The 12,641-nt window shown below is 71.5% G+C and carries 14 protein-coding genes and 3 tRNA genes; 5 read left to right on the plus strand and 12 right to left on the minus strand.

Features of this window, described 5'->3' with window-relative positions:
- Positions 1 to 70 precede the first annotated feature (70 nt).
- Together AB0K07_RS01970 and AB0K07_RS01975 are read left to right on the plus strand one after the other, a co-directional pair.
- Entirely contained in the window at positions 71 to 460 is a 390-nt protein-coding gene (locus AB0K07_RS01970; protein ID WP_363750244.1) for a hypothetical protein, read from the plus strand.
- Positions 461 to 584: 124 nt separating this feature from the next.
- Positions 585 to 1,292 (plus strand): DUF2786 domain-containing protein, encoded by a 708-nt coding sequence (locus AB0K07_RS01975; RefSeq protein ID WP_363750246.1) that lies wholly within the window; start codon positions 585 to 587, stop codon positions 1,290 to 1,292.
- A 13-nt stretch (positions 1,293 to 1,305) separates the two neighbouring features.
- Here the strand turns inward: AB0K07_RS01975 and AB0K07_RS01980 are convergent, their stop codons facing one another.
- Complete coding sequence (locus tag AB0K07_RS01980) at positions 1,306 to 1,833, minus strand: SRPBCC family protein (RefSeq protein WP_363750247.1); 528 nt, start codon at positions 1,831 to 1,833, stop codon at positions 1,306 to 1,308.
- A gap of 165 nt (positions 1,834 to 1,998) precedes the next feature.
- On the opposite strand from AB0K07_RS01980, the gene AB0K07_RS01985 reads away from it, so the two are divergent.
- Entirely contained in the window at positions 1,999 to 2,856 is an 858-nt protein-coding gene (locus tag AB0K07_RS01985) for a hypothetical protein (protein WP_363750249.1), read from the plus strand.
- 85 nt (positions 2,857 to 2,941) lie between these two features.
- Positions 2,942 to 3,322, plus strand: coding sequence for a VOC family protein (locus tag AB0K07_RS01990; RefSeq protein ID WP_363751383.1), 381 nt, complete (start codon positions 2,942 to 2,944; stop codon positions 3,320 to 3,322).
- 16 nt (positions 3,323 to 3,338) lie between these two features.
- Here AB0K07_RS01990 and AB0K07_RS01995 read toward each other — a convergent pair whose 3' ends face one another.
- The 4 genes from AB0K07_RS01995 to AB0K07_RS02010 form a co-directional block, all read right to left on the minus strand.
- Positions 3,339 to 4,034 carry a cation transporter gene (locus AB0K07_RS01995; protein ID WP_363750251.1) on the minus strand — a complete coding sequence of 232 codons (696 nt, stop codon included), beginning with the start codon at positions 4,032 to 4,034 and terminating at the stop codon, positions 3,339 to 3,341.
- Entirely contained in the window at positions 4,031 to 4,390 is a 360-nt protein-coding gene (locus tag AB0K07_RS02000) for a metalloregulator ArsR/SmtB family transcription factor (RefSeq protein WP_363751384.1), read from the minus strand. The genes AB0K07_RS01995 and AB0K07_RS02000 overlap by 4 nt, the downstream gene beginning before the upstream one ends.
- Positions 4,391 to 4,503: 113 nt before the next feature.
- Positions 4,504 to 5,283, minus strand: coding sequence for a glucose 1-dehydrogenase (locus tag AB0K07_RS02005; protein ID WP_363750252.1), 780 nt, complete (start codon positions 5,281 to 5,283; stop codon positions 4,504 to 4,506).
- Positions 5,283 to 7,127 carry a glycoside hydrolase family 15 protein gene (locus AB0K07_RS02010; RefSeq protein WP_363750254.1) on the minus strand — a complete coding sequence of 615 codons (1,845 nt, stop codon included), beginning with the start codon at positions 7,125 to 7,127 and terminating at the stop codon, positions 5,283 to 5,285. The genes AB0K07_RS02005 and AB0K07_RS02010 overlap by 1 nt, the downstream gene beginning before the upstream one ends.
- Positions 7,128 to 7,763: 636 nt before the next feature.
- Here AB0K07_RS02010 and AB0K07_RS02015 point away from each other — a divergent pair.
- Positions 7,764 to 7,982: a hypothetical protein gene (locus AB0K07_RS02015; RefSeq protein WP_363750256.1), complete on the plus strand. Its 219-nt coding sequence runs from the start codon at positions 7,764 to 7,766 to the stop codon at positions 7,980 to 7,982.
- Positions 7,983 to 8,224: 242 nt separating this feature from the next.
- On the opposite strand, the gene AB0K07_RS02020 is transcribed toward AB0K07_RS02015, so the two are convergent.
- The 7 genes from AB0K07_RS02020 to crtI all read right to left on the minus strand — a co-directional run bounded on the left by AB0K07_RS02020 (position 8,225) and on the right by crtI (position 12,632).
- Positions 8,225 to 8,298: transfer RNA gene (locus AB0K07_RS02020), tRNA-Phe, on the minus strand.
- A gap of 99 nt (positions 8,299 to 8,397) precedes the next feature.
- Positions 8,398 to 8,471 (minus strand) — tRNA-Asp (locus AB0K07_RS02025).
- A gap of 31 nt (positions 8,472 to 8,502) precedes the next feature.
- Positions 8,503 to 8,575 (minus strand) — tRNA-Glu (locus tag AB0K07_RS02030).
- Positions 8,576 to 8,729: 154 nt separating this feature from the next.
- Positions 8,730 to 9,524, minus strand: a complete 795-nt coding sequence (locus tag AB0K07_RS02035) for a polysaccharide deacetylase family protein (RefSeq protein ID WP_363750258.1) — start codon at positions 9,522 to 9,524, stop codon at positions 8,730 to 8,732.
- Positions 9,525 to 9,599: 75 nt separating this feature from the next.
- Complete coding sequence (locus AB0K07_RS02040) at positions 9,600 to 10,544, minus strand: MerR family transcriptional regulator (protein ID WP_363751385.1); 945 nt, start codon at positions 10,542 to 10,544, stop codon at positions 9,600 to 9,602.
- On the minus strand, positions 10,534 to 11,154 hold the full coding sequence (gene idi, locus AB0K07_RS02045; protein WP_363750259.1) for an isopentenyl-diphosphate Delta-isomerase: 621 nt from the start codon (positions 11,152 to 11,154) through the stop codon (positions 10,534 to 10,536). The genes AB0K07_RS02040 and idi overlap by 11 nt, the downstream gene beginning before the upstream one ends.
- A complete protein-coding gene (gene crtI, locus AB0K07_RS02050; RefSeq protein ID WP_363750261.1) occupies positions 11,151 to 12,632 on the minus strand; it encodes a phytoene desaturase family protein in 1,482 nt (493 codons plus the stop codon). Before crtI ends, idi begins: the two co-directional genes overlap by 4 nt.
- Positions 12,633 to 12,641: the final 9 nt, after the last annotated feature.

Below are 12,641 nucleotides of genomic sequence, written 5' to 3' on the forward strand. Positions count from 1 at the left end.
GGTCGCCCGCCTTGAACACGGAGAGTGACGGCCGGCGGGGGCCTTGACCGTCCGTCCTACTGTGCGCTGGGTGACGGACCTACCACAGCAGACGTTCGACGATGCGGCCGCCGTGCTCCGTTCGGCGCTCGCCGGGGATGGCGACGCGGTGGTGGGGGCCTTCGACGCGGTCGTCGACCGCGCCGGCCTGAGTGGCGCGTACGGGGTCGCCTGGTGCCTGGCGGCCACGATGGTCGGCGACGCGCCACGGGGCAGCGGCTGCGCGCTGGAGTTCCCGGGCATCGACCAGGCAGATTACGACACCCGCTGGGTGGCGCGCTTCGTCAGCGCGTACGCCAACCGGGACGTGCCGACCGGGGAGGCGTTGTTCGGTGCGGCCGAGGCGGACGGGCTGCTTCCAGACTGCCTGCTCACCCTCGCCGGGTCGACGATCGCCACCCTGCGCAGCAGAGCCGGCTGACTGTCTCACCCCGCCGCGACGCTCGCTCTGGCTGGCCGCTCGGAAGGCGTGGTGCGACCAGCGGCTCTCGACCGGTGCCGGCGCGGCCCCGTGCCGGACCGGTCGATGTGATAGCTCTGGGGGCATGTCCGAGGCCATGCTCAGCAAGGTGCGCAAGCTGCTGGCCCAGGCCGAGGACCCGGCCTGCACGCCCGCGGAGTCCGCCGCGTTCACCGCCAAGGCGACCGAGTTGATCGCCCGCTACGGCGTGGACCGGGCTCTGCTCGCTGCCCGGCTCCCGGCCACCGACCCGGTCGGCGACCGCGTGGTGGACATCGTCGCTCCGTACGCCCGGGACAAGGTCGGCCTGCTCGCCGCGGTGGCCGAGCCGCTGCGCTGTCGCTGCGTACGCCGTCGACAGGGCAACGGGTTCGCGCTGCACCTGTTCGGCTTCGCCAGTGACCTGGAACGGGTCGACCTGCTCTTCACCTCGCTGCTCGTGCAGGCGGCGCACGGCCTGGCCGGCACGCCGGTGCCGGCCGGGGAGCATCCGGTCGCCTTCCGCCGGTCGTGGCTCGCCGGCTTCGCGCAGGTGATCGGGGGACGGCTCTGGGCGGCCGAGACGGCGGCGGCCAGCGGGGCCGGCACGCCGTCGGTGGCGCTCGTGCTGGCCGACCGCTCCGACCGGGTGCAGCGGCGACTCGCGGAGCAGTACCCGAGGCTGCGCACCGCGCCGCCGCGCCGGTTGGCCGGCACCGGCTTCGGGTCCGGGGCGGAGGCCGGGCGCCGTGCCGACCTGGGCGGCCGGGACCTCGGCACCGGCTCCGCCGTGGGACGACAGCTCCGTCGCTGATCCCCTGAGGTCGTCAGGCCGGCGCGTCGGGGTGGCGGCGTGACACCGTGGCGAGGTAGCGGGTGAGCAGCTCGTGCCAGCCGGCGGTGAGAGCCTTGCGGTATCCCTCGGCCGCCTCGCCGTGCCGGTCGAAGTGCCGGTGCTCCAGCTCGACCCGGGTGCGCTCGGGCCCGTCGGGGAGGAACAGCACCTCGACCTCGCTGGCCCGGGCCGGGTCCGGGACCGGCACCCGGTCCGGGCCGAGCTGCCAGGCGAAGACCAGTCGGCGTGGCGGGTCCCAGGTGAGCACCCGGCCCCAGTCGGCCCGGAAGCCGTACGGCCCGATCTCGTAGAGCATGCCGCCGGCCCGCGGCTCCATGCCCAGCTCGGCCAGGGCCTCGGGACCGGACCAGGTGTACTCGGTGACCCACCACTCGGTCAGGTCGTCGGTGAAAACCGCGAACGCGTGTTCGGCGGGGCCCGGGACGAGGAGGGTGCACCGTAAGGAGAACCGTTCCAGGTCCTGCCGGATGTCGGCCGGATCAGCCATCCCCTGTCCCATAGGCCCGGACCATACCGGCTGATGCCCGGGTGTGCAGCTTCGCGAGGTGCCTGGTTCCGGACAGTGGGTCGCTGGGCAGTCACGGACGGGTGTCACGCCGGAAAGCGGGTAACCGCGCCGGACGGCCCGGACGAACCGGGTGGAGGTGCGGCGGAGCGGGTGAGCATGAGCGAGAGTGCGCAGCAACGGGAGCCGGACCGGGACGTCCAGCGGCCGGACCGGGCCGATGGTGGCGGCGATCCGGATGTCCTGCTCGACATTCCGAACGTCTCGGTGGACTCGATCCGGCTGGCCGTGGACGGGCTGGACGCGGACCTGTCACTGCGGGCCCGGCTGGCCAACCTGCTCCAGCTCGATGCCGGCGTACGGGTGCACCTGCACGGCGTCGAGCTGGACATCAACGGGGTGCACGCCGAGGCGCAGCTGCGGGTGCGGCTGGAGCAACTGGTGACGATTCTCGGTCGGGCGCTGGAGACGATCGACAACAACCCGCAGATCATCGAAGCCCTCTCCCGGACGACCGGCGCCGCGATCGACGACGTCAACCGCAGCGCCGAGCAGTTGGCGGCGGGGGCGGCCGAGGTCACCGGGTCGGTGCAGCGCTCCGGTGGCGTACTCGACGAGCTGGGCCGGCAGGTCGGCGCCGCCGGCGCCGCCGCTGACCGGCGTCGACCGGGTCCAGGCCGCCCCGGGGCGGGCGAGCAGGGCCGGGCCGAACCCACCGGCCCTTCGGGACGCCGCCCCGAGGGCCAGCCGCCGACGGGCCAGGCGCACGAGCGGCAGGAGCCCGAGCCGCGGGAGCCGGAGCGGCAACGGGGCCCCTCGCCGGCCCCCGGTCCGTCTGAGAATGGTGTCGGCGGTCAGGGCGGCGGTGGTGTGCCGGGTGGGGCCCAGGCGGCGGTGCAGAGCGCGGCTCAGCTCGCCGAGCAGGCGGGGGAGACTCTGCGGCAGGCCGGGCGCAGCGTGTGGGAGGCGATCCAGGGTGGCGTGCAGCACCGCCAGCAGGGAGGCCGGGACCACTGAGGCCGGTTGGGTTGCGTGCCCGGCGGAGGAGAAGACTCGCCTCCAATGCGCTGACGTGGAGCGCTGGTAACGTCGCCCCGTGTCGATGTTCCGTACTCCGCAGGTCATCCTCTTCAGTGCGGACGTTCCTCGCGCCGTCAGGTTCTACTCGCGCCTCGGGTTCACCGAGACATTCCGGGTGCCGGTCGAGGGCGACCCGATTCACATCGATCTGGTGCTCGACGGCTACAAGATCGGTGTCGCCTCGGTCGCCTCAACCCGCGATGATCACGGCCTCGACCCGGTGCCGGAGGGTCAGCGGGCCGCCGTGATTCTGTGGACCGACGACACCGCTGCCGCCTACGCGGAGATCACCGCAACCGGGGCTCCCGCCCTGGCGGCACCCCACGAATGGCTCGGTCGTCTGCTGATCGCCTGGACCGCCGACCCTGATGGCAATCCGATCCAGATCGTCCAGCCTCTCTGATCCCTGGACGCCATGACTACGCCTTCTCGGTGCAGCAGCCATCGGCGCAGCCCTGAGACTGGTCGCCGGCGATGCCGGCGGCAGGGAGGGGTGCGCAGTCGTCGCAGTGTTCACCGCGCCAGGCTTCGACACCCTCCTTGACCGCGACCCCGGCGATGACGAGCGCGGCGATCGGGTCAGCCCAGGACCAGCCCCAGACGGCGTTGAGGACCAGGCCGACGAGCAGCACTGCGGAGAGGTAGGCGCACAGCATGGTTTGTGTCGAGTCGGCCATGACGGTGGCCGAGCTGAGCTCCCGGCCGGTGCGCCGCTTGGCCCGAACGAGCAGCGGCATCACAAGCAGCGACGCGACGGCAAGACCGATGCCAACCGGGCTGGCGTCAGCGTCTCCGCCGGCCAGCAGCGAGCGAACGGCATCGAAGGTCACCCAGGCAGCCAGGGCGAAGAACGACGCGCCGATGAGCCGGAGTGCCAACCGTTCCCGGTCCTCGGGCACCCGGGAGCGGAACTGCCAGATCAATACGGCCGCGCTGGACACCTCGACGAACGAGTCCAGGCCGAAGCCGATCAGCGCGGTGGAGGATGCCGCCGCGCCAGCGGCGATGGCGACCAGGCCCTCCAGCAGGTTGTAGCCGGCGGTGGCGTAGGCCAGCCACAGGCTGCGGCGGGACAGCGCCGCCCGACGCTCCGGAGTCAGCAGCAATGTGCTCACGCGTTGACTTCCGACGTGGAGTCGGCCGGCGTCCCGTAGACCGGGCACAGGGCGACCGCTTCGCCTGTTGCAGCGAGGACCTGTTCCGCCGAGCGCAGCAGGTCCAGCAGCTCAGGTCGGGTCAGGGCGTAGAACGACTGGCGACCCTCAACCCGGTAGTCGATCAGGCCGCAGTCACGAAGACACGCCAGGTGCTTCGACACCGTCGACTGAGCCATCCCCAACTCGCCGGTCAGGTCCACCACTCGGACCTCGCCGGTCGCGATCCGGCGCAGGATGGCCAGGCGGGTCGGGTCGCCGAGGGACCGGAACAAGGCCACAGCAGGAGCGAGCCCTGGGGTGCAACCAATCGCCATAACGTGATGATAGCCAGAACTGGCGATGATTTGCGGGCAGGGGCGCGGATTCATCGCCTGTGCCTTGAGCCGCGCCAGGGTGCGGCAGAGTACGTCGGCCCGGCAACGTTGGATCAGGCGCCCTGGCCCTGGTTCTGCATCAGGCCACCATCCATGAAGTACGTCGAGCCGGTGACGTACTCGGCGTCGTCGCTGGCCAGGAAGACCGCCACTTTTGCGATTTCCTGCGGCTGGGCGGCCCGCTTCCAGGGGATGCTCTGCACCTGCTCCTCCCGGTACTTCGGGTCGTCGATGGCCCGCTGGTTGAACGGGGTGAGCACCATGCCCGGCCCGATGTTGTTGACGTTCATGCGCATGGGGGCGACCTCGAGGGCCAGGCTCTTGGCGAACTCCAGCATGGCGCCCTTGCTGGCGTCGTAGTCCGAACCACCGGCACGGGCGACTTCCTGGTGGATCGAGGTGATGTTGATGATCTTGCCGCGCCCGCCCTGGTCACGACGGTGCCGCACGAATCGCCGGGAGCAGAAGAACGCGCCGTAGACGTTGGTGCGGATGGCCCGGTCCCAGGTCTCTGTGTCCAGGTCGACGACCGGCGTGCCGGAGGCGTCCACCCCCGCATTGTTCATCAGGATGTCGAGCGCGCCGAACTCGGCCAGTGCCTCGTCAAACATGGCTTCGACCTGGTCCTCGGACCTGATGTCGCCCTGCACCACCATGGCTCGCTGCCCGGCCTGCTCGACCTGGCGTTGGGTGTCGTTCGCGCCAGCATGATCGTGCAGGTAATGCACCACCACGTTGGCGCCCTCCTTGCCGAACTCGATGGCCGTCGCCTGACCGATGCCGGAATCGGAGCCGGTGATCAGCGCGGTCTTGCCGTCAAGCCGTCCAGTCATCAGCGTTTTCCTTCCATCCGTCCCATGCCGGGCGGCACGAGCTGCCGCCGTTCCTGGGCGCCAGCGCGGCGCTGTTCGGCGACGTCGGTCAGGTTGCCTGCAGCGTTGATGAGTCCGATGTGCGAGAACGCCTGCGGGAAGTTGCCGAGCGGCTCTCCCGTGACCTGGTCGATCTGCTCCGTGAAGAGGCCCAGGTCGTTCGCCCGACCGGCCAGCTGTTCGAACAGGCGGCTCGCCCGGTCCTCTTCGCCGGCCAGGGCCAGGCACCCCACCAGCCAAAATGAACAGATGACAAACCCGGCGGGATCGCCGTCCCAGCGGCGCAGTAGGCCGTTGTGGGACAGCCGCTGCTCGAGCACCGTCATGGTGGACCGCATCCGCTGGTCGCCACCGTCGACGATGCCCACGAGGGGCATGATCAGCACCGACGCATCCAGGTGGTCCGATTCGAACGCCCCGGTGTACGCGCCCACCCGGTCGTTCCACCCTCGGGTCAGCACGGCCTCGCGCACCTCATCCCGGGCGGTCGCCCAGCGGGAGACGTCCGCCTCGTCGCCGATCCGGGATCCGAACTTGACGGCCCGGTCCAACGCGGTCCAGCACTGCACCTTCGACGACAGGTAGTGCCGTTCGGCGTCCCGCGCCTCCCACATCCCGGCGTCCGGCCGGTGCCAGGCCGTCACCGCCTGATCTGCCAGCGTTCGTAGCCGCTGACGAACCTCGGGCGCCATCGGGTCCAGGTAATACCGCATCAGCCAGGCGGCGTCGAGGACTTCGCCGAAGATATCTGGCTGCCGCTGCCGCCACGCATCGTTGCCGACGAAGACGGGCTTGCTGTCGGCGTACCCGTTCAGGTGGTCGAGTTGGTGTTCGGTCAGGTCCCGCTCGCCCTCGACGCTGTACATGATCGGCGCCGGCTCGTCGCCGATCTGGCCCATCGCCCGGCTTGCCCAGGAGAACTGCCGGTTCGCCTCATCTAGGCAGGCCGCGTGCCAGAGTGCCCGGACCGTGAGGCTGAAGTCGCGGACCCAGACGAAGCGGTAGTCGTAGTTGCGGTCCCCGCCCAGTTTTTCGGGCACCGACGTGGTTGCCGCTGCCACGACGGCTCCGCTGGGCTGGTAGGTCAGGCCCTGCACCACCATGGCACTGCGCCGCACCTGCTCCGGGTACTGGCCGCGGTAGTCGTGCAGGCCAGCCCAGGACCGCCATCCCTCGACGGCGTTGGCGATCAGCTCGTCAGCATCAGGCCGGTGCGGCCGACCACCGTCGTAGGTTGGGGTGTACGCGGCGGTGAACCGCTGCGTCGATCCGGCCCGGACGGTGAACGACGCGCTCGCCTCACCCCCATCGCACTGCAGCGGGACGCTGCTGTGGAGTGTTAGGTCGTCCCCTCCCGCGCTGGCCTCCAGCGCCCCGTCCCGATCGACGAGGTAGGGGGTTACCATCCCGAACTCGAAGCGCGGCCGGTAGTGAACCCGCATAGGGACCTCGCCGGAGAGACCCTGTACGACGCGCGCCAGTATCCGGGGCGAGCGCAGGCCGATCTGATGCCCTCGCGCCCCCGGCTCCAACGCGAGCGCGTCGGTCACCGCCACCGAGCCATGCCGGGTGGTGAAGACGGTGCGTAGCACGAGCGTGTCGTCCAGGTAGGCCCGTTCGGTCGTGAAGTCCTCGTCTGGCTGGATCGACCAGTGTCCCGCGTCGTCGTCGAGCAGCCGGCCGAAAACTGCCGGTGAATCGAACCGCGCCGGGCACCACCAGTTCACCGAGCCCGCTCGGTCGACCAGTACCGCGCTGCGTCCGTCGGCGAGGAAACCGTGGTCGCTGATCCTCCCGCTGTCCATGGCTGTGCCTTCCCGCACAACAGGGTGACATTCCCAGGAACGGAAACCAGTGGTGCCTTGTCATGATCGGAGGCGGCCTACCTCGGGGACGCCGGTACGGCCCCGACGAGCTGGCACTACTCACGATTCATGGTGACCCTTGTCCATCGATGCCTCGGCGTAGGGGAGTCCTTGGCCGGTTAGGCGTCGGGCGGCGGCGCCGTCTCTTGCCGCCAGCCACCCTCCCCACGAGCGAGAGGGCACCTATCGCTAGTCGCTGCCGCCACCTGCATCGCCGCGACCACCCCCGTCCAATCAAGGCGGCCCGCAAGCGGGCGGCGCCGGCCCGGCCCCGGCCTGCTGGCGACCTCCGGCCGGCATCGGCCGGGCCGGCCGGCCACGCTGACGGAGACACAAGACCCTGAAGACCTCAGGGCTCCGCCCCGAACCCCGACCCTCCTCAGAGATCAGCCGGACGCGGATCACCTCGCCGGGCACCCCAGGGAGGCTGGAAGGTCTACGACTGCCCGACGAGGAGATCCGCTAGCTTTCACCCAGCGCGTCCCTAATACTCACGGCGTGACCAGCAACAACCCTCGCGCCCCCCGGCTGCCTCGCGTGCCTCACCCAGCCGACAGTCGGAGACTGTCCATCTACATGGTCATCTTCTTTCTCTTGGGCTTCCTTGGATTCGCCGTACATGCACGGGCCGACGGCGGGAAAGCACTCGTCTTCGCGAGCATCGTCTCGGGAGTGTTCTTCACGTGCTTCCTGATCCTGTTCGCGATCTACTGGACCGGATACCTACTGAAGGGACACGCCATCTGGCAAGCCGAGCGCCAAGCTGAGTCCGATGGGCCATCCACGGGCCAGTAGCCGAAGGGCTGAGCGGTCATGAGGGGGCACGAGACGCACTCGGGATGGCGGGTTGCGTCCAGGGTCGATGTGACCGGTTGCCGGAGAGCGGCGTGCAGCGAACGTGCAACTAGCGGCGGCGATCAAGGGCCAAGAGCGGTCAACCACGGGCACCGGCGATCCAGCCGGCAAGGGCGCACAAAGCAAGATCCCCACCGGCGTTTCCGCTGATGGGGACCTCTGTAGCCCGGCGAAAGGCTATGTGGCCAGGGGCGGGGTCGAACCGCCGACCTTCCGATTTTCAGTCGGACGCTCGTACCAACTGAGCTACCTGGCCGTGCTGCTCGGCTCATGTTACCCGCCAACCGGACGAACCGCTGGCAGGGCCACATGCTCCGATACGCAGAACGCCGCGCTGGGCGCGGCGTCGGCGCTGCGGTCCTGACGGGACTTGAACCCGCGACCTCCGCCTTGACAGGGCGGCGAGCACTCCAACTGCTCCACAGGACCTAGCTTGTGTTGCTCCGGCTTGCGCCGGTCGTGCCCCCAACGGGATTCGAACCCGTGCTACCGCCTTGAAAGGGCGGCGTCCTGGGCCGCTAGACGATGAGGGCGGCCCCGCCATCATTGCACATTCGCAACTTCAAGCGGACTTGCTCCCATCCGGCCCCGCCGGAGGCTTGGAAAGCATACGTGATCCCCGGTCGGTCGACAAAACCGGTATGGCCGGAGCCGCATCCCGGCGCATAACCGCAGGTCAGGGCGGGTCTAGCGGAGTCGGGTGATGCCGAAGCGGCGCTTCAGGTCGGCGATCACGTGCGGGCAGGCGGAGAGCGTCGCGGCCCGATTGCCGCCGCCGTCGTGCAGCAGCACCACGGCACCGGGACGGGCGGCGGAGTGGATCCGCTTGGCGATCGTGGCCGCGGTCGGCTTGTCCCAGTCCTGCGGGTCGACGTTCCAGTGCAGCGGGCGCATGCCGAGATCCTTGGCCACCGCCAGCACCTCCGGCGTCCACCGACCGCCCGGCTGTCGGTAGAAGGGCACCGGTGCGCCCGGTACGGCAGTTTGGATGGCCTTGTTGGTCCGCGCCAGGTCGGCCCGGATCTCGGCGACCGGCCGCCGGCCCAGGTCGAGGTCGTGCCGCCAACTGTGGTTGCAGAGCTGGTGTCCCTCGCGGACGATCCGCCGGACCAGTTCCGGGTGGCGCTGCGCCTCCTGGCCGACCACGCAAAAGGTGGCGGTCACCCGGGCCGCCCGCAGCTGGTCGAGCACCTTGGGCGTCCATGCCGGGCTGGGCCCGTCGTCGAAGGTCAGGGCCACCGGGCGTACGCCGGTGCTGCGCCGCAGGCCGGCGGGGAGCTTGGCCGGCAGCGGCCGGAGGGTGGGCTTCGGCGGTTTGGTGCGGGTGAGGCGCGGCGACGGGCTCGGTTTCGGGGTCGGCGGTGTGGTCGACTCCACCGGCTGGGGCGCGGCGGCGGGTGTGAGGGTGCCCTCGGGCTGGGCACAGCCGGCCAGGGCCAGCACCACGGCGAGGGCGGACGCCAGGACGGCGCGGGCTTGCATCTGTTCGCTCCCGGGGGGTCGGGGCAGGCGGACGCCTCGACGCTAGTGGAAGCCGCCGGGGGTCGGAAAGCCCGGTCAGGCCCCCTTCGACTGGTCCAGTGAGTCACGGACCGCGACGGCGAGCGAGACCGCCTCGGCCAGGTCGGCGGGCCGCACCACGCCGGCGGGCAGGGTGTCGGCCCGCCAGCCGGGGCCGGCGGCGAGGACCAGCAGCGGGCGGCGGGGGGCGGCCAGCAGCGCGCTGAGCTGGGCCGGGTCGGCGGTGGCCCGGGTGTGCGACCAGAGCACCACGGCGGCCGGCCCGGTCCGGGTCACCGCCTCGACGAGGGCGGCCACCGGCACCCGGGCGCCGAGCATCCGGTAGGTGAGCCCGGCTTCGGCGAGCGCGGCGCTCAACGCCTCCAACGGCAGGCTGTGCTGCTCCTCGTCAGCGCAGGACAGCAGGATCCGGGCCGGCCCGGTGGGCGCCGCCGCCCGGCTGCTCGCCGCGAACGCCTCCGACACGCAGCGGGAGACGAGGTGTTCCACCTCGATCAGGCCGCCGGTGGCGGCGTGCCGGTCACCGATGCCGGCGAGCACCGGGCGCAGCAGGTGATCCCAGGTGGCGACCACTCCGCCGGCGGCGAGGGCCCGCGCGATCGTCTCGCTGATCGCCGCCGCGTCCAGCCGCATGGCGGCCCGGGCCAGCCCTCTGGCTGCCGGGCCGGCGCGGCCCACCGGGATGGTTCCGCCGCCGTCCCGACCCGGCGGGCGGATCCGGCTCCGGGCGACGGCGTCGGCGGGCAGGGGATCGGGTGCCTGGCGGGCCCACCGGGCCGCCTCGGCGGGGCTCACTCCCTCGGCGGTGAGCCGTCGCATGATTTCGAGACGGGCCAGATCGGCGGGCGTGTACCGACGGTGGTGTCCGGGGACGTGCTCGCTGGGCCCGAGCCCGTAGCGCTGGTGCCAGGTGCGCAGCGTGGTGACCGCGACCCCCAGCCGACGCGCGACCGCGCCCGCGCTCAGCGCCTCATCGGCCACCTGACCGCTCCGCCGCGTCATCCGCCGACGATCCGGGCGGGGTGACGGCCGGGTCGGGTGCGCCGGGCGTCGACGCCGAGGGGCGCAGCAGCCGGTTCACCACCCCACCCAGCCAGGGTGCGTACGACCGCGGGTCCCGGTCGAGCTCGGCCTCCAGGGCGGCGGGGTCGGCCCAGCGCAGCTCGGCCACCTCGTCCGGGTCGGGTTGCAGCGGTGCTGCGGGGCGGAACTCGCCCCGCAGCACGTGGTCGTACTCGAACTCGACCCGCCCGGTGGCCGGGTCCTCGGCGTAGTAGACGTAGACGCCGACCTCGGTCAGCTCGACCGGGCCGGTGCCCAGTTCCTCGCGCAGCCGCCGGTTGGCCGCCTCGGCGAGCGCTTCGCCGGGTCGGGGGTGGCCGCAGCAGGAGTTGGCCCAGCGCAGCGGGAACCGGGTCTTGACCGCTGCCCGCCGCTGGAGCAGCACCTGACCGTCGGGGTCGACCAGGAGCACCGAGAAGGCCCGGTGCAGATGCCCGGGCGGCTGGTGTGCGGCCGCGACGGTGGTCTCGCCCCGGGGCTGCCCGGCGTCGTCGACCAGTTCGACGAGGTGCTCCTCGCGGCTACTCATCGGCCCTCCCCGGTGATCCGGCCGGCGGCCAGCTTGCCGGAGATCAGCACCATCGGCACGCCGACGCCGGGCTGGGTGCCGGAGCCGACGAAGACCACGTTCGACAGGTCGCGGTGCAGGTTCGACGGGCGGAACGGGCCGGTCTGGAAGAAGCTGTGCGCGGCGGCGAACGGGGTGCCGGCGGCCATCCCCTGCTCCGCCCACTCGGCGGGGGTGATCGCCCGCAGCACCTCCACCCCGGCGCCGAAGCCGACGTAGCCGCGCTCCTCCAGCGTGCCGATCAACTGGTCGCCGTAGCGCCGGGTCAGGTCGCCGCGCCACTCGAACGGGGCGCGGTCGAGGTTGGGCACCGGCGCGAGCACGTAGTAGGTGTGCCGGTCCGGTGGGGCCACCGACGGGTCGGTCCGGCTCGGGTTGGTGACCAGCAGCGACGGGTCGGTCATCAGTTCGCCCCGGCGGATGACCTCATCGAAGGTGCCCTTCCACGCGCGTCCGAAGTGGATGTTGTGGTGGGCGATCTTCGCATATTCCTGACGGGAGCCGACGTGCAGGACGACGCAGGACGGCGAGTAGCTGAGCCGGCGCCGGTGGGCGGCGGGGAGCAGGTCCCGGTAGGCGACCGGCAGATCGGGGTTGAGCACCACCACGTCCGCGGGCACCAGCTCGCCGTCGGCGGTGAGCACGCCGGTGGCCCGGCCGTTCGCGGTCTCCACCCGGGTCACCGTGGTGTCGTACCGGATCTGGACGCCGTGTTTCTCGGCGGCGCCGGCCATCGCGCGGGAGACGGCGTGGACGCCGCCGCGCGGGAAGTAGACCCCCGCCACCGAGTCGAGGTACGCGATGACCGCGTAGATGGCCAGCGCGTCGTGCGGGGCGAGCCCGGCGTACATCGCCTGGAACGAGAAGATCCGCTGGGTGCGCGGGTCCCGGAAGAACTGGTTGATCTTCGTCTGGAGGCGGCGGAAGGCCCCGCCGGCGAGCAGCTTGAGCAGGTTGCCGGTGATCAGGTCGGTCGGCGCGTCCAGGTTGCGCTCGATGAAGTCGGCCCGCTCCAGGCGCCACAGCTCCCGCGCGTAGTCGACGAAGCGCAGGTAGCCGTCGGCCTCCCGCGGCCCGCAGACCCGGGAGATCTCGGCCGCCATCCGGGTGGTGTCGGTCAGCACGTCGAGGGTCGAGCCGTCCGGGTAGTACGCCCGGTAGGCCGGGTCGAGCGGGGTCAGGTCGAGCCAGTCACGCAGCTCCTCGCCGACCGCCCCGAGTGCCTCGGCGATCAACTCGGGCATGGTGAGCACGGTCGGGCCGGTGTCGAACTCGTAGCCGTCCACGGCGAGCCGGCCGGCCCGCCCGCCGGGCACCGGCTCGCGTTCCAGCACGGTCACCTGCCGGCCGCTGCCGGCCAGGTGCAGCGCGCAGGCCAGCCCGCCCAGCCCGGCGCCGACGACCACCACCCGGTCCGTCCGTCCCGTCACCGTCCGCACGTGACCACC

The sequence above is a fragment of the Micromonospora sp. NPDC049301 genome (assembly GCF_040678715.1).
Classification (GTDB): Bacteria; Actinomycetota; Actinomycetes; order Mycobacteriales; family Micromonosporaceae; genus Micromonospora.

What these genes read in the sequence shown, in the direction of transcription:
- AB0K07_RS01980 (WP_363750247.1), bottom strand. Translation starts at nt 1,833, where the DNA reads ATGGGACAGGGGATGGCTGATCCGGCCGACATCCGGCAGGACCTGGAA.
- AB0K07_RS02005 (WP_363750252.1), bottom strand. Translation starts at nt 5,283, where the DNA reads ATGACTGGACGGCTTGACGGCAAGACCGCGCTGATCACCGGCTCCGAT.
- AB0K07_RS02010 (WP_363750254.1), bottom strand. Translation starts at nt 7,127, where the DNA reads ATGGACAGCGGGAGGATCAGCGACCACGGTTTCCTCGCCGACGGACGC.
- AB0K07_RS02015 (WP_363750256.1), top strand. Translation starts at nt 7,764, where the DNA reads ATGGTCATCTTCTTTCTCTTGGGCTTCCTTGGATTCGCCGTACATGCA.
- idi (WP_363750259.1), bottom strand. Translation starts at nt 11,154, where the DNA reads ATGAGTAGCCGCGAGGAGCACCTCGTCGAACTGGTCGACGACGCCGGG.
- AB0K07_RS02035 (WP_363750258.1), bottom strand. Translation starts at nt 9,524, where the DNA reads ATGCAAGCCCGCGCCGTCCTGGCGTCCGCCCTCGCCGTGGTGCTGGCC.
- AB0K07_RS02000 (WP_363751384.1), bottom strand. Translation starts at nt 4,390, where the DNA reads ATGGCGATTGGTTGCACCCCAGGGCTCGCTCCTGCTGTGGCCTTGTTC.
- AB0K07_RS01990 (WP_363751383.1), top strand. Translation starts at nt 2,942, where the DNA reads ATGTTCCGTACTCCGCAGGTCATCCTCTTCAGTGCGGACGTTCCTCGC.
- AB0K07_RS01975 (WP_363750246.1), top strand. Translation starts at nt 585, where the DNA reads ATGTCCGAGGCCATGCTCAGCAAGGTGCGCAAGCTGCTGGCCCAGGCC.
- AB0K07_RS01985 (WP_363750249.1), top strand. Translation starts at nt 1,999, where the DNA reads ATGAGCGAGAGTGCGCAGCAACGGGAGCCGGACCGGGACGTCCAGCGG.